The 22,782-nt window shown below is 58.4% G+C and carries 19 protein-coding genes; 17 read left to right on the top strand and 2 right to left on the bottom strand.

Translation table 11 applies throughout. The features are described 5' to 3' along the window. Positions 1–6 precede the first annotated feature (6 nt). Together MDG893_RS07605 and MDG893_RS07600 are read right to left on the bottom strand one after the other, a co-directional pair. Positions 7–981: a YVTN family beta-propeller repeat protein gene (locus MDG893_RS07605; RefSeq protein ID WP_007153166.1), complete on the bottom strand. Its 975-nt coding sequence runs from the start codon at positions 979–981 to the stop codon at positions 7–9. Positions 982–1,025: 44 nt separating this feature from the next. Further along, positions 1,026–2,198: an ABC transporter substrate-binding protein gene (locus MDG893_RS07600; RefSeq protein WP_007153165.1), complete on the bottom strand. Its 1,173-nt coding sequence runs from the start codon at positions 2,196–2,198 to the stop codon at positions 1,026–1,028. A gap of 261 nt (positions 2,199–2,459) precedes the next feature. On the opposite strand from MDG893_RS07600, the gene pedF reads away from it, so the two are divergent. From pedF to MDG893_RS07515, 17 genes are all read left to right on the top strand, one after another. Next, positions 2,460–2,888 (top strand): cytochrome c-550 PedF, encoded by a 429-nt coding sequence (gene pedF, locus MDG893_RS07595; protein ID WP_007153164.1) that lies wholly within the window; start codon positions 2,460–2,462, stop codon positions 2,886–2,888. 76 nt (positions 2,889–2,964) lie between these two features. Next, positions 2,965–3,921 (top strand): substrate-binding periplasmic protein, encoded by a 957-nt coding sequence (locus tag MDG893_RS07590; RefSeq protein ID WP_007153163.1) that lies wholly within the window; start codon positions 2,965–2,967, stop codon positions 3,919–3,921. A gap of 227 nt (positions 3,922–4,148) precedes the next feature. Then, positions 4,149–5,924: a PQQ-dependent methanol/ethanol family dehydrogenase gene (locus MDG893_RS07585; RefSeq protein ID WP_007153162.1), complete on the top strand. Its 1,776-nt coding sequence runs from the start codon at positions 4,149–4,151 to the stop codon at positions 5,922–5,924. A gap of 136 nt (positions 5,925–6,060) precedes the next feature. After that, positions 6,061–7,161, top strand: coding sequence for an efflux RND transporter periplasmic adaptor subunit (locus tag MDG893_RS07580; RefSeq protein ID WP_050776481.1), 1,101 nt, complete (start codon positions 6,061–6,063; stop codon positions 7,159–7,161). Positions 7,162–7,168: 7 nt separating this feature from the next. Further along, entirely contained in the window at positions 7,169–10,282 is a 3,114-nt protein-coding gene (locus MDG893_RS07575; protein ID WP_040474414.1) for an efflux RND transporter permease subunit, read from the top strand. 19 nt (positions 10,283–10,301) lie between these two features. After that, complete coding sequence (locus MDG893_RS07570) at positions 10,302–10,958, top strand: CerR family C-terminal domain-containing protein (RefSeq protein WP_244264399.1); 657 nt, start codon at positions 10,302–10,304, stop codon at positions 10,956–10,958. 111 nt (positions 10,959–11,069) lie between these two features. Next, the gene (exaC, locus tag MDG893_RS07565; RefSeq protein WP_007153158.1) at positions 11,070–12,590 is read left to right on the top strand and encodes an acetaldehyde dehydrogenase ExaC; all 1,521 of its coding nucleotides are present in this window, start codon (positions 11,070–11,072) and stop codon (positions 12,588–12,590) included. 364 nt (positions 12,591–12,954) lie between these two features. After that, complete coding sequence (pqqA, locus tag MDG893_RS07560) at positions 12,955–13,026, top strand: pyrroloquinoline quinone precursor peptide PqqA (RefSeq protein ID WP_007153157.1); 72 nt, start codon at positions 12,955–12,957, stop codon at positions 13,024–13,026. 52 nt (positions 13,027–13,078) lie between these two features. Then, positions 13,079–14,008 (top strand): pyrroloquinoline quinone biosynthesis protein PqqB, encoded by a 930-nt coding sequence (gene pqqB / locus MDG893_RS07555; RefSeq protein ID WP_007153156.1) that lies wholly within the window; start codon positions 13,079–13,081, stop codon positions 14,006–14,008. Positions 14,009–14,028: 20 nt separating this feature from the next. Further along, positions 14,029–14,760, top strand: coding sequence for a pyrroloquinoline-quinone synthase PqqC (pqqC, locus tag MDG893_RS07550; RefSeq protein ID WP_007153155.1), 732 nt, complete (start codon positions 14,029–14,031; stop codon positions 14,758–14,760). 11 nt (positions 14,761–14,771) lie between these two features. Next, complete coding sequence (pqqD, locus tag MDG893_RS07545; protein WP_040474413.1) at positions 14,772–15,035, top strand: pyrroloquinoline quinone biosynthesis peptide chaperone PqqD; 264 nt, start codon at positions 14,772–14,774, stop codon at positions 15,033–15,035. Further along, positions 15,032–16,186, top strand: a complete 1,155-nt coding sequence (pqqE, locus tag MDG893_RS07540) for a pyrroloquinoline quinone biosynthesis protein PqqE (RefSeq protein WP_007153153.1) — start codon at positions 15,032–15,034, stop codon at positions 16,184–16,186. Before pqqD ends, pqqE begins: the two co-directional genes overlap by 4 nt. Before the next feature lie 73 nt (positions 16,187–16,259). Beyond that, positions 16,260–18,050, top strand: a complete 1,791-nt coding sequence (locus MDG893_RS07535) for a S9 family peptidase (RefSeq protein ID WP_007153152.1) — start codon at positions 16,260–16,262, stop codon at positions 18,048–18,050. A gap of 58 nt (positions 18,051–18,108) precedes the next feature. Then, a complete protein-coding gene (gene ercA, locus MDG893_RS07530) occupies positions 18,109–19,272 on the top strand; it encodes an alcohol dehydrogenase-like regulatory protein ErcA (protein ID WP_007153151.1) in 1,164 nt (387 codons plus the stop codon). After that, the gene (locus MDG893_RS07525) at positions 19,256–21,007 is read left to right on the top strand and encodes a PAS domain-containing hybrid sensor histidine kinase/response regulator (RefSeq protein ID WP_007153150.1); all 1,752 of its coding nucleotides are present in this window, start codon (positions 19,256–19,258) and stop codon (positions 21,005–21,007) included. The genes ercA and MDG893_RS07525 overlap by 17 nt, the downstream gene beginning before the upstream one ends. 49 nt (positions 21,008–21,056) lie before the next feature. Beyond that, positions 21,057–21,341, top strand: a complete 285-nt coding sequence (locus MDG893_RS07520) for a hypothetical protein (protein WP_007153149.1) — start codon at positions 21,057–21,059, stop codon at positions 21,339–21,341. 31 nt (positions 21,342–21,372) lie between these two features. Beyond that, entirely contained in the window at positions 21,373–22,749 is a 1,377-nt protein-coding gene (locus tag MDG893_RS07515; RefSeq protein ID WP_007153148.1) for a class II fumarate hydratase, read from the top strand. The last annotated feature ends 33 nt before the right edge of the window (positions 22,750–22,782 follow it).

The following is a 22,782-nucleotide window of genomic DNA, read 5'->3' as shown; positions in this document are numbered from 1 at the left end:
GGTGGTTCAGGAAGACGGATCAATGACCACACCCCAGGGGTAGCGGCCGACCTTGATGGATTTGATGACCTTCAAATCTTCGACATCGATCACCGAAACGTCTCCGGAAACGCCGTTGGTGGTGTACAAGTGCTTCTGGTCCTTGTCCAGAACCAGTTGCCAGACTCGGCTGCCGACCAGCAGGTAGTCCAGCACTTCATAGGTTTGTGCATCCACTACGGCGACGTGATTGGACGGGCCGAGGGCCACGAAGGCGTACTTGCCGTCGTCCGTCAGCTCGATACCCACAGGCTGTACACGGTCCTGGTTAACACCTGGAACTTTGAAAGACATCTCATGGATCTGCTCCAGATTGTCCACATCGATAATGTGCACCGTTCCGCCGATTTCGGCAGACGCCCAGGCGATTTTGCTGTCCTTTGTGAACTCCACATGGCGGGGGCGCTGGCCCACCACAATATTCTTTTCGATTTCGAAGGTTTCGGTGTTGATCCAGTGCAGCATGCTGGTGGTTTCACTGGTGTTGACCGCCCACTTGCCATCCGGGCTCACCGCCATGCCCTCCGGCTCGATGCCGACGTCGATCTGGGCCAACACGTCCTTATTGGAGACATCCACCACGGTCACGATGGCGTCATCTTCATTGGAGATGTAGAGATGCCGGTTGTTGGGATGTAGGGCAAACTGTTCCGGATCCTCACCGGAGGGCAGAGTGTCGACGATCTTGCGGGTGGCCAGATCCAGCACCTGAACGGTGTCGTCGTCGCTGGCACAGATATAGAGCTTGGTATGGTCCTTGGACAGCAGAATGCCCCGCGGGCGGGCGCCGACCTCAATGGTGTCGATCACCTCCATGGACTCTGTATCGATAATGGAAAGGGTGTCGTCTTTCTCATTGGACACGTAAGCAAGGCTGGCGAATGCTGGCGTGGAGAGGCCGATCATGGCAGCCAGGGCGGTGTGTTTGAACAGAGACATCATGGTGTAGCTCCTTGTTGGTTGTGGGTGCGCTGGCATCGAGGCAATCAGCCGTTGATCCGGCATTTACTCTCTGGTTTGTCAAAACCGAGCGTGTCCATTTCCGTGTGGGGATGCAGGAAGCCCTCGAACGGTGCCCGGGCGACCAGGCCCCTGGGATGAACCAGGGGAATCGGCTGGCGGAGCTGGCCGTTCCAGTTGCGATAAGTCAGCTTGCGGCCCTTGAACGCGGCGAGCTGGAATGTATCGCTGAACAGGAAGCGCCGAACATCAGCTGGCTCCGCGCTACCCAGGCTTGTTACCGCCGTGCCGATGGAACGAATGGCCGCCCAGGCGGCATAGTCTTCGCCGTTCATGTCGCGGCCAGCCAGGTCCCGGAAACGATTCTGCAGCTGAGCGGCACCCCAGCTTTCCACCACCCGGTGCCAGGTCACGGGGGACATTCCCTGGGTACCGACGACGGGGCGCGGCAGCCAGGTATTGAACGGCACGTACTCGCCGAAATCACCCCGGACATCGGCCACCACCACGGCATCGTAATCGCTGGCCTGGGTAAACAACGGCAGCTCCTTGGAGGCGGTGCGGCGAAGGTCGGCGTCAAAGGTCCATGGCTTGTCTTCAATAATCTCCAGGCCGAATCGTTTGGCGGAGCGGCGGAAGGCATTGGCCCAGTCTTTATCGTCGTCAGTGGGCCCGGTAATCATGAAAATCTCGTCCCAGCGACGCTGGTTCAGCCACTGTGCCAGTGCGTCGGTCAGCATGGCGTAACTGGGCATGGTGTGGAGCAGGTTGGCGTTGCATTCGGTGGTTCGAAGCCCATCCGCTTTTGAACCGGCGTTAAACAGGAGTGTGTCTGCGCCCGCCTTTGCGATCATGCTCTTGAGTGTCTGTTCCGGAGCGTTGACCACAAACAGCTCGATACCGGATTTGCGCAGTTGTTCGATAGCGGCGATCGCCTCGGCTTCCGAGTCGGCAACGGTACTTTTCAGGGTGTAGGTCTGGCCGAGAAACTTCCCGGTGGTGCTGTTGTCCTGCAACCCCAGTTCAGCGCCTTTGAGACCGGCATCCTCCGGTTCCGGAATAACATTGGACAGAACCGGCCCCTGGTCTGGCACCCATTGCACATACCCGACATGTACTTCCAGAGAATCGGCCTTCAGCGGGGCCATGCCGAAGGTCGCTGCCAGTAATACGGCTGCAGTCCTGAACAAAAGAGACATGACATTCTCCGGTTTGTTGTTGTTCCTCCAGCTTAGAGAAGCGGAAAAGTCCCAGAAATATTCAGAAAGTAGGAATCTACCGGTACTAAAGGATGAGATTTTTGCTGCAGTGCCTTGCATCTACTACCAAGGAACTAGACCAAAACCTCCAAAGTGGCATTCGGATTAAGCGGTGCGATTTCTAGACTGTTAGCAAGCACATTGGCGTCTGATATAAGCCACAGCCAATGGATGAAGAATCAAATAGCAGAGGTAGCAACAATGACCACGTCCTTTTCACTTCACACGCTGTTGGCAACCATTCTTTTGGGGGCTGCTGGCCTGGTAATGGCGCACGGCAATGTGACTCCGCAAGAGGTGGACACAGGTGACCTGCCTGAACTCGGAGACGAAGTGCGATCGCAGAACCCGTTTCGGGAAGGTAATGAGTATGGCAAGCACAATGCCCAGGCTGTGGCCGTGGGTGAGAGTGCCTATGCCGGCAACTGCGCTGGTTGCCACGGCATCCGCGCCATGTCAGGTGGCCTGACGCCCGATCTGAGGGAGCTGACCGAGTGGGATGACGAGTACTACGTTACCCGGGTTCTCAATGGTACTGACCGCGGCATGCCCGCGTGGAAGAAGACCTTGGACCAGAACGCCATATGGGCGATTCGGACGTATGTGGAGTCTCTGCCGAAGCCGGAATGATCGCCTCACGGATCTTCACACAAAGCCTGTACTCAGGCCGGCCCTGTGCCGGCCTGACGTCGTTGGGGAGAAAACAATGAAAACACTGTCCCGTATTATCGTACTGATGCTGTTTTTCCAGGTGGTCCCTGCGCAGGAAATGGACGACGGCGATCCGTTACTGAACCGGCCTGCGGACCGAACCTACGACATCATTCTCGAATCCGGTTATCTGAAAGTCGGTGTTTACGAAAACTTCCCACCGTACTCCTACGAGGTAAACGGAGAACCCCGTGGCATTGACGTGGAAGTGGGCAAGCAGATTGCCGAGGCAATGGGCGTTGAATTCAAGGTGCACTGGATTGTGCCTGATGAAAACCTGGGGGATGACCTCAGAAACAACGTCTGGAAAGGGCACTACCTCGCCAAGCGCCGGCTGGCAGACGTGATGATGCGGGTACCCTATGACAAGCAGTATGCCTACATGCAGGACTCCACGGGGGAATACATCAATGAACAGGTGGTGTTGTTCGGCCCTTACCAGCAGGAAACCTGGCAGATTGCCTTCAATCCGGAAAAAATTGATGGCGTCGACACCGTTGCCAAGTTCCAGTACCACCCCATCGGCGTGGAGATCGACACCCTTCCGGATTTCTATTTGAGCTCCGGTCTGCAGGGGCGCATGCGGGATCAGGTCAGGCATTATCCAAACGTTCGCGAGGCCTTCGGCGCCATGCAGGATGGGGCGGTGAGTGCCGTTATGGGAATGCGAGCCGAGATCGACCATGAGCTGGGCCGCCCGGAGAATAACGAGTTCCAGTTTGCTGGCAATGGGTTTCCAGGCATTGGCAAGCAGGTCTGGGACGTGGGCATGGCCATCAAGCACACCCATCGCCAGCTCGGTTATGCGATCGAAGCCATCATCGGCGACCTGGTGAAATCCGGTGATATGCAGTCGTTGTTTGCGGAGCTCGGGCTGCGGTACAGCGTTCCCCAATATTACCGGGAGTTTCTCAGCGAGGAGGCGTTAGCGAAAGCCGAAGGCCGGCCTTGATCAGATTCCCGGTTCAGCCGAAAGAGTGCAGCAAAAAGCCCGCGACGCCCTCGCGGGCTTTGTTTTATGGAGGTAGTAATACCAAGTGATGAGAAAACCAGTGCCGGGGGGTAATTGTTGGTTTTGTTCCCGAAGCGAAGAATCTCTTCAGAGGCGGGAAAAGTTCCCGGTTCATCCTGAAACAAAAAACGATTGCACCGAAAACAAGAGAATTGGAGAGCGCAACCATGATATCGAACAAGTTCGGGATTCGCATTGCGACCAGTGCCTTGGCGCTGGCGGTATCGTACGGGGCCCATGCGGTCACCGACGAAGACATCATGAACGATCACAAAACGCCCGGTGATATTGTCAGTTACGGCATGGGCACCCAGGGCCAGCGATACAGCATTATTGAAGATCTCAACACTAACAACGTGAAGCATCTTCAGCCGGTGTGGGCTTTTTCCTTCGGCAGCGAGAAAATGCGCGGCCAGGAATCGCAACCGCTGATCAAGGATGGTGTCATGTATGTGACCGCCTCCTACTCCCGCGTATACGCCATTGATGCCAAAACCGGCGAGGAAATCTGGCAGTACGACGCACGTTTGCCCGACGGCATCATGCCCTGTTGTGACGTCGTTAACCGTGGTGTTGCCCTCTACGACGACAAGGTCATTTTCGGCACCCTGGATGCCAAGCTTGTGGCGTTGAACAAAGACACCGGCAAGCCAATGTGGATCAAGAAGGTCGCTGACTATCAGGCCGGTTACGCCATTACGGCTGCACCTCTGGTCGTCAAGGGCAAGGTGATTACCGGTGTGTCCGGTGGCGAGTTCGGTATTGTCGGCAAGGTGGAAGCCTACGACGCCAACACCGGTGAGCTGGTGTGGATGCGCCCGACCGTCGAGGGGCATATGGGCTATGTCTACGAAGAGGGCAAAGCCGTTGAAAATGGTATTTCCGGTGGTAAAGCCGGACAGACCTGGCCGGGGGACATGTGGAAGAACGGCGGTGCTGCGACCTGGCTGGGCGGCACCTATGACCCTGATACCAATTCCCTGTTCTTCGGAACCGGTAACCCCGCCCCGTGGAACTCACACCTGCGCCCCGGCGACAACCTGTTCTCCTCATCACGGGTGGCGATCAATCCGGACGACGGCAGTATCAAGTGGCACTTCCAGACCACGCCCCACGATGGCTGGGACTACGATGGTGTCAACGAGCTGATTTCGTTCGATTACAAAGACAAAGGAAAAACCGTGAAAGCGGCAGCTACGGCCGACCGTAACGGTTTCTTCTACGTTCTCAATCGCGAGAACGGCGACTTCATTCGCGGCTTCCCCTTCGTGGACAAAATTACCTGGGCTGAGGGGCTTGACCCGAAAACGGGTCGTCCGATCTACACGGAAGGTGGCCGACCGGGTGATCCCTCGGCAATGGACGGAAGTAAAGGTGAGGTGGTTGTTGCCCAGCCAGCGTTCCTGGGTGGCAAAAACTGGATGCCGATGGCCTACAGCCAGGATACCGGCCTGTTCTATGTGCCGTCGAATGAGTGGTCCATGGATATCTGGAACGAACCGGTGTCCTATAAGAAAGGCGCGGCCTTCCTGGGTGCAGGCTTTACCATCAAGCCTGCCAACGACGATTACATCGGCGTACTCCGCGCCATGGATCCGAAAACCGGCAAGGAAGTCTGGCGTTATGAAAACACCGCTCCGCTGTGGGGTGGTGTGATGACAACCGCTGGCAATCTTGTCTTCACTGGTACGCCTGAAGGTTACCTGAAGGCTTTTGACGCCAAGACCGGCGAAGAGCTGTACAAGTTCAACACCGGTTCTGGCGTTGTTGGCACCCCGGTCACCTGGACCATGGACGGCGAGCAGTATGTCTCCGTTGCGTCTGGTTGGGGTGGTGCGGTGCCACTCTGGGGTGGTGAAGTCGCGAAGGTGGTGAAGGACTTCAACCAGGGCGGTATGGTCTGGACGTTCAAGTTGCCGAAGGATCGTGTTGCGAGCAACTGATCCCTGGCTTTTGCCGACTCGTTATCGAGTCTAAAGAGGGCTGCCGAAAGGCGGCCCTTTTTTATGGCACAGACTTTCATTTTTAATCAAATGATTATACGATGAGTTAATCAAGTGATTAAAAGTGGAGTTCCCCGTGGTTTTGGTAACCCTTTTTACCGTGTTGATCCTGGCCGGATGCTCGCCGGGCTTTGAGCCAACGGATACCACCGCTCCGCCACGGGTAGTGGACGTTGCAAGCGTTGAGCCGGCTGAAGCGGTATCCCGGATCACTCTGCCGGGCCGCGTGGAATCAAGCCGGAAAACCACGCTGAGTTTTGAAGTGCCTGGTCAGGTGGGAGACCTGGCCCTGGACGTTGGCGACGCCTTTCAGCGTGGCGATACCCTTGCGAAGTTGAATGGCGAGCGCTACCAACTGGCGTATGAGCGCAGCCAGGCGTCGGAGGTGGAAGCCAGGTCCGACCTTGCTGACGCACAGCGCGAGTTGAAGCGCCTGAAAAGGCTGCGTCAGGGCGGGCATACCAGCGAAGCGACGCTGGAAAACGCAGAGGCGGTCGTGATCGGCGCCAGGGCCCGGGTGGACTCCGCCGTAGCATCCCGGAAGCTGGCTGCCCGGGATCTGGAACAGACGAACCTGCAGGCGCCGTTCTATGGCACCGTGGCACGCAGGTATACAGAACCCGGGCAAAGAGTGGCGGCCAATCAGGCCGTCTTCGACCTTGTTTCAAACGGCGACGGTTTTGACGTGTTGATCTGGGTGCCAGAGAACATGATCGGGCGGGTTCTAGCAGAAAGCGTTCAGCTGGTGTCAGTGCCCGCACTGGATAGCGCACAGGCAATCGCGCGGGTAACACACATTGGTAGCCACGCCGCTGACGGGAATGATTACCCGGTGATACTTCGCATTGTCGGGCCCATGGCAGGTCTTCGTTCTGGTATGACCGCTGAAATTCTCTTCGAGATACGCGCCGATAGCGCGTCCGCACCGGTTGACTCCTTTCGTGTGCCCCTGACATCCCTGCTATACCCGGTCCAAGGCGCCCCCCGGGTTCTGCGGCTTGATGATGTCAGCCAACTGACCTCCGTGCCGGTGAAAGTACTCTCGGTAGCAGGCGGTGAGGCGGTGGTTACCGGGAATCTGCAGGTTGGGCAGAGAGTCGTCGCGCGAGGCGTCGAGTTTGTCTCGGTGGGTGACCGCGTCAGTGTCCTGGGCGAGAGTCCTGAACGGTTTCACTGAGATGGCCATGAACCTCTCCCAGCTCGCATTCCGTTATCGTCCGGTGGTCTTGCTGTTCACAATGGCCGCGATGCTTTTCGGTGCTTTCAGTTACGTCTCGCTTCCCACGAGGGAAGACCCCAGTATTACCGTCCGCGAGGCAGTGGTCAGTACCCGTTTCGCTGGCTTACCCGCCGAGCAGGTCGAGGAATGGATCACCAAACCACTGGAAACCCGGATTCGCCAGGTTGCCGAAGTGGAGCATATCCGGTCCACCTCAATGCGGGGGCAGTCACTGATTCATGTCGAGATTCAGGATCGCTACTTCGATCTGGCACAAATCTGGGATGACGTGCGCCAGAAGGTGGAGAGTGCCCGCAGCCAATTACCGGATGGGACTGAACCACCGGTCGTCAATGATGATTTCGGCAATGTGGCCGTGGTCACGGCTGCGCTCACCTCAGATCAGTTCACCCAGGCCGAACAACTGCAGATTGCCGAGCATGTGCGCGCCCGTCTGTATGGTGTGGAGGGCACCCGCAAGGTGGAGTTGTACGGTGTACAGCCGGAACGCATCTACATTGATGTCAGTGAATCCCGCCTTGCCAATCTTGGGCTGACGCCGGTTCAGTTGGCCTCACAGCTCAGTGACCGAAACGTAATCTCGCCGGCGGGCGTTATGGAATCCGGCGAACAGCGGCTGGCACTGCAGGTGTCGGGCGCATTTCCGGATTTGGAAGCCCTGCGGGCATCAGACATCCGGTTGCCCAATGGTGGCTCCCTGCGACTGGCGGACCTTGGAACGGTCACTCGAGGATATCTGGATCCCCCTGCCAACACCGCTTACCACAACAGCAAGCGTGCGATTGTGTTTGCTGTCTCCATGTCTGAAGGCTATAGCGTTCTGGATTACGGCGCAGCCGTAAAGGCTCGCCTGAACCACATCGGGGCCAGCCTGCCGGCGGGCTTCAATCTGGACATCATGACCTTCCAGGCGGACCAGGTGGCCAACGCGGTCTATGGCGTCAGCCTCAGTGTGATACAGACCCTAGCCATCGTTCTGGCGGTCGTGGTTCTGTTTCTCGGTATTCGCACTGGCTTGATCGTAGGCTCAACGGTACCGGCAGTCATGCTCGTGACTCTGGCATTGATGGGCCTCTTTGACATGACATTGCAGCGCATGAGCCTTGCAACCCTCGTCATCGCGTTGGGGCTGCTGGTGGACAACGCTATCGTGGTGGCGGAGGACTTCAAAGTCCGCCTGGCCGAGGGTAAGTCTCGTGACTTGGCGCTGAAACAGACTGGGGGTGAGCTGGCCATGCCCCTGCTGTCCTCCACGCTGACCACTATTCTGGTCTTCCTGCCACTGATGTTGGCGGAACACGTCTCGGGCGAATATACGCGGTCCATATCAATCGTCATTGCCCTGTCGCTGCTGACGTCCTGGCTGCTGTCGATGACAGTGGTGCCTATATGGTGTCATCGCTTCATGCAGCGCCCCGCAGAGGATTCCGGTAGCAGTGCACACCCGCGACACGCCGGGCCGGCGGCATTTTCCGAGCGCCTGTTCCGGGCTATGTCCAGTGGGTATGAAGTAGTGCTCAGGCGCTGCCTGCGTCATCGCCCGCTATTCCTGATAGCCGTGGTGGCTTTGCTGGTACTGGGTATTGGATTGATGCAGGTGGTGCCTAAAAAGTTCTTTCCCGATTCAGACCGGCAGCAGGTATTGGTCTATCTGGACCTGCCATCAGACAGTGCACCTTCCTCAACCGACCAGCAGGTACAGGCGGTCAGCCGGGCCCTCACCGAAGCCCTGGGTGACCAAGTGACCGGTGTCGCAGCCTACGCCGGATTCGGCGGCCCCAGGTTTGTGTTGTCGTTGACGCCGATCGATCCATCGCCGAACAAAGGCTTCCTGGTATTGAATGTGGCAACGATGGATCAGGTGGCGCCGGTGATAGCAGCAGCGCGGCAGCTGCTGGCGCAGGAATTTCCCCGGATGTCCTCTCAGATCACCCGGATGTTCTTGGGGCCTTCGGATTCCAATCTGCTGGAGATCCTGGTCAAGGGGCCGGACCGAGAGGTGTTGTACGGCACCGCTGCGAAGGTGGCGGAAGAGCTTCGTGCAATGCAGGGCTCCAGGGACGTGCGCCAGAGTTGGGAAGCCCGGATACCGTCATTGAACATCCAGGTGAATCAGGCACAGGCTGATCGCGCCGGCGTGACATCTGCCGACATCGCCAACTCATTGAAAGGCGCCATTGATGGCTATCATCTTAGCCAGTTACGCCAGGGTGACACTCTGGTGCCCATTTTGTTGCGTTACCCGCATGAGGTGAGGTCCCGAGTGGAGCGCCTGAAATCGCTGGTGGTCTACCCACTGAATGGTCCCGGTAAGGGTGTTCCCCTGAACCAGGTGTCGACAATCGAGCTGGACGATGGCTACTACCGGATCGACCGGCACAATCTGGTTCGCGCCATTACCATCGAAGGACGAAACAATACTTTGACGGCGGAGGACATGGTGCCTCGCATTGCCCCGGCACTGGCGTCCCTGGAGGCCTCTTTGCCGCCCGGTCACTGGATCGAGTTCAACGGTGTTGTGGTTCAGTCCGCCGAGGGGCAGGCCGCGATGCAGGCCAATCTGCCGTTGTGCCTGGGGCTGATCCTGATCCTGCTGGTGGCGCAGTTCAATTCCTACAAACGCCCATTGCTGATTGTGGTCACCATTCCGCTGGTCATACTGGGTGTATCGTTGGGGCTGTTAGCCTTGCGGGCGGACTTCGGGTTTATGGTGCTGCTGGGGATTTACAGCTTGGCGGGCATCATCATCAATAATGCCATCGTACTGATTGAACGAATCGACCGGGAACGCGGCGTTGAGGGGCGCGCGCTGCAGGAAGCCGTCATCCGGGCGTCAGTTCGACGGCTACGGCCTATTGTCATGTCGGCAGCCACTACCATCCTTGGATTGCTGCCGCTGATTGTCGGTAAAGACCCGCTGTTCTATGCCATGGCCAGCGCCATGGCCTTTGGCTTGGGCCTGGGAACCCTGATGAGCCTGGGCGTCGTTCCCGTGCTGTACACCTACTTTTTTGCTCGCGAATCAGGGAAGATGCCCCATGCAACCGAGGCACCGTAACGCACTGGGGGAGATAGCTGTGGCAAACGAGCCGGACAGAGCTGAAGACGAAACCGCCCACAAACTGATGCTGGCGGGCATGGAGTTGTTTGGCCAGTATGGGTTCAAAGGCACCACCACTCGAATGATTGCCGAAGCCGCCGATTCCAACATTGGCTCCATTGCATATTACTTTGACAACAAAACCGGCCTTTACCACGCGATTGCCCGTCACATTGCCCAGCGCATGAGAGACGTTTTCGGCTTTAACGACGAACGACCGCCCACCGAGGCCAGTGATCGCGATCAGGCTCTGGCCCAGCTCGAACTCATCGTGAGGCGCATGGTGCGCCAGTTCGCACAGGCTCCGGAAGCCCGCCGCTGGCTTATGCTGGTGATTCGGGAGCAGGCCAACCCCTCCGAGGCGTTTGATATCCTCTACGAAGAAACCTTCGAACGCGTCCATGTGCACCTGACCCGCCTGATTGCGGTTGTGATGGACCGGTCACCCGACGAGCACCGGGTTATCATCGAAGCCCATACAATCATGGGGCAGATCGTCTTTTTCCTCGTAGGTCGATTCCCGTTGCTGCGCAGGCTTGGACTGGAGGGCGAATTCCCTCCTGAGGTCGTGGACACGGTCGAGCAGGTGGTGATTTCCCACCTCCATGCCCTGGCGTTTACTACCAAGGGATGAGTTTTTCACCTCCATCGAATCATTCACCTAATGGGTGTCGGGGTCTACATTGAATGGGTAAACGCGCAAGGCCGCGTTGTCCTGCGACAAACACAACAAGAGGTCGAGACCATGATCTACGCACAACCCGGTAAGGAAGGCTCTGTCGTCTCCTTCAAACCCCGTTACGAGAATTACATCGGCGGCGAGTGGGTCGCCCCTGTCAAAGGTCAGTATTTTGAAAACATCACGCCAGTGACCGGCGATGTGATCTGCGAAATTCCGCGCTCCCAGGCAGAAGATGTTGAGCTGGCCCTGGATGCTGCCCACAAGGCTGCCCCGGCGTGGGGCAAGACCTCCACCACCGAACGCTCGAACATTCTGCTGAAAATTGCCGACCGCATCGAACAGAATATCGAGATGCTCTCGGTTGCTGAAACCTGGGACAACGGTAAAGCCGTCCGTGAAACCATCAATGCCGACCTGCCGCTGGCGGTAGATCACTTCCGTTATTTCGCAGGCTGTATCCGCGCCCAGGAAGACACGTCCAGCGCGATCGACAACAATACCGTGGCCTATCATTACCATGAACCGCTGGGTGTTGTGGGCCAGATCATTCCCTGGAACTTCCCGTTGCTGATGGCCGTGTGGAAGCTTGCCCCCTGTTTGGCGGCCGGTAACTGTACGGTGATGAAGCCCGCGGAGCAGACACCGGCCAGTATTCTGATTCTGATGGACCTGATTGGTGATCTGTTGCCGCCGGGCGTGGTCAACATCGTTAACGGCTACGGCATTGAAGCCGGCCAGGCGCTGGCTACCAGCAAGCGCATCGCCAAGATTGCATTTACTGGCTCAACCCCGGTAGGCGCCCACATCCTCAAGTGCGCTGCTGAGAACATCATTCCATCCACCGTGGAGCTGGGTGGCAAGTCCCCCAACATCTACTTCTCAGACGTGATGCAGGCCGAGCCTGAGTTCATCGACAAATGTGTGGAAGGTCTGGTGCTGGCGTTCTTCAATCAGGGTGAAGTCTGTACCTGCCCATCCCGCGCGCTGGTGCAGGAAGACATGTACGAAGAGTTCATGGCCAAGGTCATCGAGCGTACCAAGTCGATCAAGCGTGGTAACCCGCTGGATACCGACGTACAGGTTGGCGCCCAGGCCAGCAAGGAACAGTTCGACAAGATCATGTCCTACCTCGAAATCGGCAAACAGGAAGGTGCGGAAGTGCTGACCGGCGGTGGCCGTGAGGAAATGGACGATGCCTACAACAATGGCTTCTACGTTCAGCCCACGTTGTTCAAGGGTAAGAACAACATGCGTGTGTTCCAGGAGGAAATCTTTGGCCCGGTGGTGGGTGTAACCACCTTCAAGGACGAGGAAGAAGCCCTGGCCATCGCCAACGACACCGAGTTCGGTCTGGGTGCCGGCCTCTGGACTCGCGACATCAATCGTGCCTATCGCATGGGTCGCGCTATCCAGGCAGGCCGAGTGTGGACCAACTGTTACCACCAGTACCCGGCGCACGCTGCCTTCGGTGGTTACAAGAAGTCCGGTGTTGGCCGCGAGAACCACAAGATGGCGCTGGACCACTACCAGCAGACCAAGAACCTGCTGGTCAGCTACGACATTAACCCGCTGGGCTTCTTCTGAGTCCGCTAACGACTGTTGTGCCCGGGCCTACCCACACAGGCCCGGTGGCGAGTCAGCACATGGATGTGCACATTCCTCCCCGGCGTCTGGCCGGGGCGCATCTCTGCCGGGTTGCAATTGACTGGTAGGGGTGGATGGGTCTTCCTGCCATTTTTAGGTCCTTCCCAGGGCCTTTTTTTGTGTCTGCGCCGGCGTTAACCGGAATGGGTCGAAAGGATGAGTTTCCGGGCACGGATCGGCCGGAAATCAGTGCCAAAGTACCATATTTGCCTTTTCATGGACTGGGTAGGATTGAAGGTGAGTTACCGGACAACCGGTTAACGGATCCTCAATGCCACAACAATCATCACAAGAGGTAAGCGTTATGTGGACCAAGCCAGCCTATGAAGACCTGCGGATCGGCTTCGAAGTCACCATGTACTTCGCCAACCGCTGAGTAGTGATGGCCAGCCGACTGCGCTGGCCATTTTGCTTCCGGAGTTTCCGTTATGCAGATTCGTATCCTCGGTTCCGCCGCCGGCGGAGGGTTTCCCCAGTGGAACTGCAATTGCGCCAACTGTGACGGTTTCCGCAAAGGTACCCTGAATGCCAGTGCGCGCACCCAGTCTTCCATTGCCGTCAGCGAAGACGGTGTGCACTGGATTCTTTGCAACGCCTCTCCCGATATCCGCGCTCAGTTGGCAGGCTTTGATGCCATGCAGCCGGCGCGTGCGCTTCGCGATACCGGGATTAACGCTGTGTTGCTGTGTGACAGTCAGGTGGATCACACCACCGGTTTGCTGATGTTGCGCGAGGGGTTGCCCTTGGACGTGTGGTGCACGGCCCAGGTTCACGAGGATCTGAGCAGCGGTTTCCCATTGTTTCGCATGCTCACCCACTGGAACGGTGGTCCCCAGTGGCATGAAGTACCCTGTACCGACCAACAGTCTTTTTCCATTCCCTGCGCCCCGTCATTGCGACTGACGGCCATTCCGTTGCTGAGCAATGCGCCGCCGTACTCGCCGCGCAGGAACAACCCCCACCCTGGTGACAACATCGGGCTGTTCATAGAGGACACCCGCAGCGGTGAAACGGTTATGTATGCACCGGGGCTCGGCCAGCCCGACGAACAAATCCTGCAGTGGATGCGCAAGGCCGACACCCTGCTGGTGGATGGTACGGTGTGGCACGACGACGAAATGCTGCGCTGCGAGGTGGGCACGCGCACCGGTCAGGAAATGGGCCACTTGGCCCAGAGTGGCCCCGGCGGCATGATCGAGGTGCTGGATACCATGCCAGCGCGCCGAAAAGTTCTTATCCATATCAATAACACCAACCCCATTCTGGACGAGGATTCACCGGAACGGGCCGTGCTGACCAGGCATGGCATCGAGGTGTCTTTTGACGGAATGCATCTGGATATGGGGGTACCATTGTGAACGCAATCGCGACACCTGTGATGAATCGTGGGGATTTCGAGCAGGCCCTGCGTGCAAAAGGCCAGTACTACCACATTCACCATCCCTACCATAAAGCCATGTATGGCGGTGACTGCACTCCTGAGCAGATTCGTGGCTGGGTCGCTAACCGGTACTACTACCAGATCAACATACCCCGCAAGGATGCGGCGATCATGGCTAACTGCCCGGATGCCTCGGTCCGCCGGTTGTGGCTCCAACGAGTGTTGGATCACGATGGCCACATTGACGACGAAGGCGGTATCGAGGCCTGGTTGAGCTTGGCGGAAGCGGTCGGGCTAACCCGGGACGAGGTCACCGACCAGCGCCATGTGCTGCCGGGTGTACGGTTTGCCGTAGACGCCTACCTGAACTTTGCCCGCCGGGCGACTTGGCAGGAAGCGGCCTGTTCCTCCCTGACAGAACTGTTTGCGCCGGAAATTCACCAGTCCCGGCTCGATAGCTGGCCCCAGCATTATCCCTGGATCCAGACCGATGGATACGCCTATTTCCGCAAGCGGTTGTCGGAAGCGCGCCGCGATGTGGAACATGGCCTGACCATTACCCTGGATCACTTTACCACCGCGGCACAGCAGGCCCGTGCCCTGGAAATCCTTCAATTCAAACTGGATATCTTATGGTCTATGTTGGATGCCCTGACTATGGCTTATCAGCACCGCACGCCGCCGTACCACACCGTAACCGGTCAGCCGGTCTGGCACCGGGGGCTGTAGTGGCCACGCCCATGGAGCGCACACCGAGACTGCGCCCGGGCTTCCGCTTCCAGTGGGAGCCAGCCCAGAAGGCCCATGTGCTGTTGTATCCCGAAGGCATGGTGCGGCTGAACGACAGTGCCGGGGCGGTGCTGAAGGAAGTGAACGGCCAGCGCACCGTGGCTGACATTGTCGCCATCCTGGAGCAGCAGTTTCCCGACGCAGGGTCCCTGGCAGATGATGTCAGCGAGTTTCTCAAGGAAGCCGAGCAGCAGCACTGGATACTGTTTCCATGAATCGGCACGACACCATGCCGGCAGGTGATCGGCCCGGTATTGGCCCGCCCCTATGGCTGCTGGCGGAATTGACCTACCGCTGCCCACTGCAGTGCCCCTACTGTTCCAATCCACTGGATTTCGCACAGACCCAGCAGGAACTGACCACCGAAGAGTGGACCAGGGTGCTGCGCCAGGGCCGTGAGATGGGGGCGGCCCAACTGGGCTTTTCCGGCGGCGAGCCACTGGTGCGTCAGGACCTGCCGGAGTTGATCGCAGAGGCCAGGCAACTGGGCTATTACACCAACCTGATCACCTCCGGCCTGGGGCTCACCGAGGCCAAAGTAAATGCCTTCCGCGACGCCGGACTGGACCATATCCAGGTCAGTTTCCAGGCTTCGGACCCGGAACTGAACAACGCTGTCGCCGGTTCCCGCAAGGCGTTCGACCAGAAACTGGCTATGGCCCGCGCGGTAAAAGAGGCGGGCTACCCGATGGTGCTCAACTTCGTGATCCATCGGCACAATATCCATCAGATGAATGACATCATCAGCTTGTGTGAGCGATTGGGTGCGGATTACGTGGAGCTGGCCACCTGCCAGTATTACGGCTGGGCGTTCGAAAACCGCGAGGGGTTGATGCCCTCCAGGGCTCAGCTGGAAAAGGCAGAGGCCGATGTAAACACCTATCGCCAACGTCTGGCAGACGACGGCTCAGCGATGAGGCTGATCTTTGTCACCCCGGACTATTACGAGGAACGGCCAAAGGCCTGTATGAACGGGTGGGGCAGCCTGTTCCTCACCGTGGCGCCGGATGGCACCGCCTTACCCTGCCACAGCGCCCGCCTGTTGCCCATTGAGTTTCCCAATGTACGGAATTCCTCGCTACACTCGATCTGGTATGACAGCCCGGGTTTCAACCATTACCGGGGTGACAGCTGGATGCCGGAGCCGTGCCGGTCCTGCGACGAAAAAGGGAAGGACTTCGGCGGATGCCGATGCCAGGCCTATCTTCTAACCGGTCATGCCGATAACGCCGACCCGGTTTGCAGCAAATCACCCCATCACGACCGCATCCTCGCCGCCCGCAAGGCTGCGGATCACGCCACAGCCGGGCTGGAGGAGCTGACCTATCGCAACGCCAACAACTCCCGGCTGTTCTTCCGGGGCTGATGCCTGGAATCCGCCCCGATCTCCGTCGCTGTCTGCCGAACAGGCGTCTTCGGCGTTTATCCAGCGGGGGTGGGTGACGGCGGGCCAAGCCGGCGTATTCTGGCTGGAGTTTGACCCTGACAGCGGTCACAACCTGCTCCGAAAAGTAAGTGGTGAGAGCCCTCAATGGGGTACACCCCCGACTATTGATATTCGCAGCGAGGTCAATGGTTACGGCGGAGGGGCGCTGTGTGCAGGACGCGACGCGGTTTACGCCGTTGAGGCATCCCAGCAGCAGATTCACCGTATCGATGCTGCTACGGGCGCGACAAGCGCCATAACACAGGATGCGGACGCCAGCTTCGGCGGGCTGGTATGGGACCCGTTTCATCACCGCACCCTGGCCGTACGTGAACGTTCGGGGTGTCAGCAGTTGGTGGCGGTTCGAGACTACAACGAGGTTGTGCCCCTGCACGACAGCGAAGATTTTTATAGCGCTCCGGCGCTATCCGCCAGCGGTGAACGCATAGCCTGGATTTGTTGGTCGTTGCCGGATATGCCCTGGGTGAGGTCCGTTCTATGGACTGCTGAGGTTGGCGAAGACGGAGCGTTGATTCGCGCCCGTTGTTGGCCAACGCCAGGGGAAGGCAGCGTGCAGCAGCCGGTGTTCGATGGTGAAACGTTGCACGTGCTGTCGGACCACGAAGGATGGTGGCAGATCTGGTGCGTTTCCTGGCCGGATGAACAGGCCAGGTGGACTTGCCTGGACTCGACCGCCGCGGATCACGCAAGCTCCCCCTGGCAATTGGGCGAACGCCATTTTTGCCCGTTGGGCCAGGGTGGTTGGGTCTGGGTACGCTACGTAAACGGAGTTGGGGAGCTATGGCTGAAGCGCTCCACCGGTTCATCGTCCGCAAAGGTTGCGCCGGGCTTCAATGACTTCCGGCATATAACGGTCTTTGATGGCCAGCTTTATTGTATTGCCCGATCGGCTACCCGTCTCGACTCGGTATTGGCGGTGGACCTGGCAACCAACCGGGCCCGCCTACTGGCCGGGGACGAGGCGCCGTTTTCCGATGCGCCAATTGTTTCGCCTGAACCCTTCCAGGTGCCGCCATCGAATGGGGTGACGGAAGAGGTGGCCGGGTTCTGGTATCCACCCGTTGATGGTTCGACGGACAACAATCCGCCGCCATTGATCCTGATCGCTCACGGTGGGCCCACGTCGATGGCCTGGCCGGTCTTCAATCCGCAGGTCCAGTTCTGGTGCCACCATGGTTTTGCGGTCGCCGATGTCAATTATCGCGGCAGCGCGGGATTTGGCCGCCGCTGTCGCATGGCACTCGCTGGCAACTGGGGCCAGTCCGATGTGGAAGACATGGAGCGGGCAGCGGATCACTTGGTGGCCACTGGCCGGGCAGACGTTAGCCGGCTGTTTATTCAGGGCCGTAGCTCTGGCGGTTATACGGCGTTGATGGCGATGACTCGCGGCACACGGTTCCGGGCTGGTGCAAGTCTGTTTGGTGTCAGCGACCCGGCCCGTTTGAGGGAGGTGACGCACCGATTCGAGTCAGGCTACCTGGACTGGCTGTTGGGAGCGCCAAGTGATTATCCCGAGCGCTGGCATGAGCGCACACCCGTTCAGCAGGCGCATTGCATACGCCGGCCGATGATCTTTTTTCAGGGTGGCCAGGATCGTGTGGTTGTGCCTGAGCAGACCCGGCAAATGGTGCGGGTGCTGGAGCAGAACGGTCAGTCAGCGGAACTCTGGTGGTTTGAGGACGAAGGGCACGGTTTCCGGCAGCGGAAAAACCAGGTGGCCCTGCTGGAAAACCTGCTCGCTTTCTACGATCAACATAGCCGAAAGTGCAATGATGGTGGGTAATGGTTAAGGTAAACTCAGGGTCTATACAATAACAACAGTAACACTGAAGAGAGCGCCCATGAGCTACGATATTTCCGCCCTGCGCAAGTTTGTGTCCCCTGAAATCGTCTTTGGTGCGGGCTCTCGCAAGGCAGTCGCCAACTTTGCCAGTAACTTTGGTGCTCGCCACGTGTTCCTGGTGTCCGACCCCGGTGTGGAAAAGGCCGGCTGGGTTACGGAAATCATGGACATTCTGGTGACAGCGGGTCTTCGTGTCACTGTTTTTACCGGTGTTTCTGCCAATCCGAAAGTGGACGAAGTCATGGCCGGGGCTGAGTTGTACAAGTCCAGCCAATGTGACGTGGTTGTCGCCATCGGTGGCGGCAGCCCCATGGACTGCGCCAAGGGTATCGGCATCGTCAGCGCCCATGGCCGGAACATCCTTGAATTTGAAGGTGTGGACACCATTACCTCGCCGTCGCCCCCGATGATTCTGATCCCCACCACGGCAGGCACCTCCGCCGATGTCTCCCAGTTCGCGATCATTTCCGACCCCAACCGGCGCTTCAAGTTTTCCATCATCAGCAAGGCGGTGGTGCCGGATGTGTCGCTGATTGATCCGGAAGTAACGGAAACCATGGACCCATACCTGACGGCCTGTACCGGGGTGGACGCCATGGTGCACGCCATTGAGGCGTACGTCTCCACCGGTAGCGGGCCGCTGACGGACACCAACGCCCTGGAAGCCATCCGGCTGATCAATCGCCACCTGGAACCGCTGGTACTGAATACCGCCAACGTGCAGTTGCGTGAGCAGATCATGCTGGCTTCCATGCAGGCCGGCCTGGCGTTTTCCAATGCCATCCTGGGGGCTGTGCATGCCATGTCCCACAGCCTGGGTGGCTATCTGGATTTGCCCCATGGCCTTTGCAACGCCTTGCTGCTTGAACACGTTGTGGCCTACAACTACACCTCGGCAGAGGATCGCTTCCGGCGGGTGGCGGAGGCCATGGACATCGACACCCGCGGTATGTCGAAACCAGTCATCAAACAGCGCCTGATGGGGCGAATCATCACATTGAAACAGGCCGTGGGATTGGAGGCCAAGCTGGGCAAACTGGGCGTGACTACATCCGATATCCCTTACCTGTCGGGCTTCGCGCTGCAGGACCCATGCATCCTGACCAATCCCCGCAAGTCCTCCCGCCGTGACGTTGAAGTGGTCTATGAAGAAGCCCTCTGACCCCAGTGATGCCGACTATGACATCGGCGACCTGCTTGGCCTTGGCAGCCAGTCGGTAAGAAAGAACTATTACCCGGCGCTGCAGGAGCGGATCGACGAACTGGAGAAGGAACGCAACCGCTACAAGTGGCTTTTCGAGAATGCCCTTCATGGCATTTTCCAGGCCAACCTCAGGGGCGGTTTTGTGGCCGCCAACCCCGCCATGGCCCGTATCTGCGGTTACGACAGTGCCGAGGCTCTGATCACGGGGGTTATCCGCCTGCGCGAGCAGTTGTTCTGCAGTTCCGGGGAGTTTGATGCTATCCGCCAGGAATTACTGGACAACGGCAGCCTTAGTGCGAGGGAGGCTCGGCTCAGACGGGCGGACAATACACCGGTGCAAGTTGCGATAACCCTGTTGCGGCGGCCTGATTTGGGCCCCGAAGTGGTTGAAGCGTTTGTGGCGGACATCACCGAGCGCCACCAGGCGCGGGAAAAGCTGCGCCAGCTCAATGCGGATCTGGAACGCCGGGTGGAGGAGCGCACCGACGAGCTGCAGAACGCCAACGTGGTTCTCCGCTACCAGATCGAGCAGCGGGAAAAGGTGGAGCGGGAATTGGTGGTGGCCGTGGATGCGGCTCGGGAGGCCAACGAAAGTAAAGACAAATACCTGGCCGCAGCCAGCCACGACCTGCTGCAACCTCTGAACGCCGCGAGATTGCTGGTATCCGCATTGATCGACAGCCAGCTGCCTGCGGATGAGAATCGCCTTGTCCAGCGTGTGCAGCGGTCCCTTGAGAGCGCTGAAGACCTGCTGGCTGATTTGCTGGATATCTCCAAGCTGGATCAAAAGGCCATGCGGCCAGATATTGTCAATGCCGATATTGGCGAACTGATGCGGGGGCTGGCGCAGGAATTTGAACCGGTGGCGGAGAACGCAGAGCTGCATTTTCGGGTTCGCTTGGGTTCAGGTCGCGTGCGTACGGACCCGCGAATGCTCACTCGGATACTCCGCAACCTGTTAAGCAACGCGTTTCGTTATACCCGTGAAGGTGGTGTGCTGTTTGCAGCCCGCAAGCGCGGCCCAAACCTGGAAATAGGGGTGTGGGACACCGGTGTGGGCATTGAGCAGGAAAAGCTCGAGGACATTTTCCGCGAGTTTCACCAGATACTACCCAAGGGTGGAGGTCGCCAGGGTGTGGGCCTGGGATTGGCGATTGTGGAACGAATGGCAAGGGTGCTGGCCTGCGACATCCGGGTGGATTCGCGCCACGGCAAAGGCTCCTGTTTCAGCATCCTCATTCCCTTGGCCCGCTTCACCGAAGCGGCTGCCGACGGCCAGAAAGCGGAACCTTTGGCTCTAGCGCCCGCGTTCTTCGACGGGCTACGTGTTCTGGTGATCGACAACGAAGAGCCGGTGCAGGAAAGTATGCGGGCCCTGCTGGAGCGTTGGGGGTGTAGGGTTGCCACAGCGGGTAGCGCGGTTGAGGCGGTAGCGCAGTTTGATGGCTCCGATATCATCCTGGCCGATTTCCACCTGGACGAGAACCTGACTGGTTGTCAGGCGGTCTACGCGGTTCGTCGTCATTTTGGTCGTGATATCCCGGCTGCCATCATTACCGCTGATCGCAGCGATGAAACTCGCCGTCTCATCAGTGCCCATGACCTGCCGATTCTCAACAAACCTGTGAAGCCCAACCGGCTTCGGGCGCTTGTCTCCAGTCTGGCCGCTTCCCTGAACTCAGAATCGCAATGACGGTCTACACTTTATTCTGTCAATAATTGTTTTGTCAGGAGAGTGTGCCATGTCCGTTCCGGAAAACGCCCTTACCAATCACGAAGTGACTGTTTGCCTGACTGGCGGCGCCGTCCTTGGGCCCTTCAATGCCACCTGGTCGAGGGACGAAGGTGGCGATGTTCGGGAACTCGTGCGTGAGTACGACGGCTTCCTCCAGGGGGAGAAGCAACACCGTTTCAAGTTCCACCTGCATGATACCTATACCAACACGGTTCATACCCTGATCCTGAATTTTGATCAGGTTACCGGCATTTGCGACCATGTCAGACTTAAGTCACCGCCAAACGGCTGAGCCCCAATGCCTGTGAACAGAGGAGGATGTCATGACGAATTTCAGGACTGAAAAAGACAGCCTGGGCGAAGTGCGCGTTCCCGAAGAGGCTCTCTGGGGCGCACAGACCCAGAGGGCCATAGAGAATTTTCCGGTAAGTGGCCAGCCAATGCCGCCGGCGTTCATCGCGGCGGTAGTAAGAGTGAAACAGGCCGCCGCAGATGCCAACGCCAGCCTGGGTTTACTGAATAACGATCTGCGCGATGCGATTGTCGCGGCCGGTGATCGCCTGGTAAACGGTGAATTTGCTGACCAGTTCCCTATTGATCGTTACCAGACAGGGTCTGGCACCAGCACCAACATGAATGTGAATGAAGTTATCGCCGCCCTGGCGGCGCGGGAGGATGTTGAGATTCACCCAAACGATCACGTCAACATGAGCCAGAGCTCCAACGACGTGATCCCGACCGCCATTCATGTCAGTGCTGTTGCGGGTATATACGAGCGCCTGATTCCCGCGTTGACCCACCTGTGTGGGGTTATCTATGAGCGTGAGGCGTTGTTCGCGAATCAGGTGAAGACTGGCCGTACTCACTTGATGGATGCCATGCCGGTCACCCTGGGCCAGGAGCTGAGAACCTGGCGGGAGCAACTACTCGCCGCGGAAAAACGGCTTGAGGTGGCCGCCGAAGACTTGCTGGCGGTACCCCAGGGGGGCACAGCCGTAGGAACCGGAGTGAATGCGCTGGAAGAATTTCCAGGGCAGTTCGTCAAATTTCTCTCATCCAATACGGGTTACCATTTCCGCTCTCTGGAGCATAAATTCGTGGGGCAGAGTGCCATCGATGCTCCCGTGGCCCTGTCGTCCCAGTTGCGGGGGCTGGCCATCGTACTGACCAAGATCGCCAACGACCTGCGCTGGATGAACAGCGGGCCAATTCACGGCCTGGCGGAAATCAGCCTGCCGGCCCTACAGCCGGGCAGCAGCATCATGCCGGGCAAGGTCAACCCGGTGATTCCGGAGTCGGTGGCCATGGTCGGGGCCCAGGTCATGGGGCTGGACAGCACAGTTGCCATGGCAGGACAGTCGGGCAACTTCCAGTTAAATGTGATGTTACCGCTGGTCGGCGCCAACCTGTTGGACATGATCGAACTTCTGACCAACGCCTCAACCATGCTCGGTGATAAGGCGATTCGGGATTTCACGGTGAATACCGATCATCTGGACGCGGCCGTCGGAAAGAACCCGGTGCTGGTCACCGCGCTCAACCCCGAAATTGGTTATAGCCTTGCGTCTGATATTGCCAAGGAAGCCTACCAGACCGGACGACCGGTGATTGACGTGGCGGAAGAGCGCAGCGGCCTGGATCGCAACCGGCTGGAGGAACTGATGGACCCGCTGAAACTGACCAAGGGCGGGCTTGCCTGATAGTAACCGCCGAATGGGCGGCCCTGACGGAGA

The organism is Marinobacter algicola DG893 (assembly GCF_000170835.1).
GTDB lineage: Bacteria > Pseudomonadota > Gammaproteobacteria > Pseudomonadales > Oleiphilaceae > Marinobacter > Marinobacter algicola.
This window is presented reverse-complemented; position numbering and strand designations above follow the sequence as displayed.

Bases quoted from the DNA above. Each gene is read 5' to 3' on its own strand.
- MDG893_RS07605 (WP_007153166.1), bottom strand. From the start codon at position 981: ATGATGTCTCTGTTCAAACACACCGCCCTGGCTGCCATGATCGGCCTC.
- MDG893_RS07600 (WP_007153165.1), bottom strand. From the start codon at position 2,198: ATGTCTCTTTTGTTCAGGACTGCAGCCGTATTACTGGCAGCGACCTTC.
- pedF (WP_007153164.1), top strand. From the start codon at position 2,460: ATGACCACGTCCTTTTCACTTCACACGCTGTTGGCAACCATTCTTTTG.
- MDG893_RS07590 (WP_007153163.1), top strand. From the start codon at position 2,965: ATGAAAACACTGTCCCGTATTATCGTACTGATGCTGTTTTTCCAGGTG.
- MDG893_RS07585 (WP_007153162.1), top strand. From the start codon at position 4,149: ATGATATCGAACAAGTTCGGGATTCGCATTGCGACCAGTGCCTTGGCG.
- MDG893_RS07575 (WP_040474414.1), top strand. From the start codon at position 7,169: ATGAACCTCTCCCAGCTCGCATTCCGTTATCGTCCGGTGGTCTTGCTG.
- exaC (WP_007153158.1), top strand. From the start codon at position 11,070: ATGATCTACGCACAACCCGGTAAGGAAGGCTCTGTCGTCTCCTTCAAA.
- pqqB (WP_007153156.1), top strand. From the start codon at position 13,079: ATGCAGATTCGTATCCTCGGTTCCGCCGCCGGCGGAGGGTTTCCCCAG.
- pqqC (WP_007153155.1), top strand. From the start codon at position 14,029: ATGAATCGTGGGGATTTCGAGCAGGCCCTGCGTGCAAAAGGCCAGTAC.
- pqqD (WP_040474413.1), top strand. From the start codon at position 14,772: ATGGAGCGCACACCGAGACTGCGCCCGGGCTTCCGCTTCCAGTGGGAG.
- pqqE (WP_007153153.1), top strand. From the start codon at position 15,032: ATGAATCGGCACGACACCATGCCGGCAGGTGATCGGCCCGGTATTGGC.
- ercA (WP_007153151.1), top strand. From the start codon at position 18,109: ATGAGCTACGATATTTCCGCCCTGCGCAAGTTTGTGTCCCCTGAAATC.
- MDG893_RS07525 (WP_007153150.1), top strand. From the start codon at position 19,256: ATGAAGAAGCCCTCTGACCCCAGTGATGCCGACTATGACATCGGCGAC.
- MDG893_RS07520 (WP_007153149.1), top strand. From the start codon at position 21,057: ATGTCCGTTCCGGAAAACGCCCTTACCAATCACGAAGTGACTGTTTGC.
- MDG893_RS07515 (WP_007153148.1), top strand. From the start codon at position 21,373: ATGACGAATTTCAGGACTGAAAAAGACAGCCTGGGCGAAGTGCGCGTT.